Raw genomic sequence first — 1553 nt, 5'->3', positions numbered from 1 at the left:
TTAGCCAGTACCATTTTGAAGTGGTACTGGCATGATTTTGATTATTTTACAAGTACTTTGAATGACTTTTTGATATTACCTGACTCAATAACTACAAGAACCATATTACTCTCAGTACTTGGAGGTAATTGTATTTGTGTCTGAGCAGTAGACGATTTCACTGTTGTAAGTAGTTTACCTGTAACAGAGTAAAGACTTATTTGCATGTTTTCTAAATCACCTTCTGGCAAATCAGCGTCTACAGTAAGCATTTTTCCTGCCTCAACCGGATTTGGATACAATTTAACCTCAAGTGATTTCTGTGTCTTCATTTTAGAAGGACATGTTTGCAGCACTTTACCATCTTTAGTAGTCATTTTTACACTATAGTCGGCAGTAAGATCTAATTTATTCGCCAGATCGTCTCCTGCTGAAAAGTATTGGCCTGTACCAATTAATTGTCCATTTTTAAACCATTGGTATGAAACAAACTCGTAACCTCCATTCGTTTGAGGGTTGTTGTTTACGATAAGTACATTATTGAATTTTTGGTGTACAATATCATCGAAATCAAATGGTTTTTCTACAGTTATAGCATAAGTAGCATTAGTACTTCCGTCTTCAGAAGTAATCGTTACATTTTGCGTATAAATTCCAGGTTTAGGTGTATTGATCGTAAAATTAGCTGCAGGCGTAAAGGTTGCATTGATTGCATTGTTCAATGCTACATTTACGTTGTTCTCGCCACATGCCATCAGGTAATTAATAGTTTTAACCGGATTTGGATAAACTTTAGTACCAACAGTAATTTGAGTTACGGTCAATAGCGTTTTGCCAATGGTCAGTGTACCATTAACATAAGTAAAGTCGTAGTTCCCCGAAGTTCCTCCGCTTATTGTGATAGGATAAGTTCCCGTCGAACTTGACGCTACAGCACTTGTTGTAGCACTTGGCGCTGTGGTAAGACTCCCTACTGTATCTCCGTTTACAAAACCGCTATAAGACAGCGTTAAGACCGGATTAGCAGCTCCATAAACTTTTGATTTATTATCGGCTCTAACGGTCAATGGCGCTTTACCAATGATCAGTGTACCAGCAGCATAAGTTAAGTCGTAGTTGCCCGAAGTTCCTCCGCTTACTGCAATACCATAACTGCCCGCCGGACTTGATGCTACAGCACTTGTTGTGGCACTTGGCACTGTGGTAAAACTCCCTGCCGTATCTCCGTTTACAAAACCGCTATAAGACAGCGTTAAGACCGGATTAGCGGCTCCATAGATTTTTGATTTATTATCGGCCGTAACGGTCAATGGCACTTTGCCAACGATCAGTGTACCAGCAGCATAAATAAAGTCGTATTTATCTGAACTTCCTCCACTTACTGTAATATCATAACTGCCTGCCGAACTTGATGCGACAGCACTTGTTGCGGCACTTGGCGCTGTGGTAAGACTCCCTGCCGTATCTTCGTTTACAAAACCGCTATAAGACACTGTTAAGTCTGGATTGACAGCTCCATAGGCTCTGGATTTATTACCAGCTGTAACCGTTAATTGTGCTTTATTTACAGTTAG

General features: G+C 40.0%; 1 protein-coding gene. It reads right to left on the bottom strand.

Annotation, left to right across the window (positions count from 1 at the left end; genetic code table 11):
* Positions 1-41 precede the first annotated feature (41 nt).
* On the bottom strand, positions 42-1553 hold a 1512-nt coding region (locus JO950_RS21810; protein WP_202704528.1), incomplete at its 5' end, for an MBG domain-containing protein.

The sequence above is a fragment of the Flavobacterium sp. UGB4466 genome, from assembly GCF_903469665.1.
Classification (GTDB): Bacteria; Bacteroidota; Bacteroidia; order Flavobacteriales; family Flavobacteriaceae; genus Flavobacterium; species Flavobacterium lipolyticum.
This window is presented reverse-complemented; position numbering and strand designations above follow the sequence as displayed.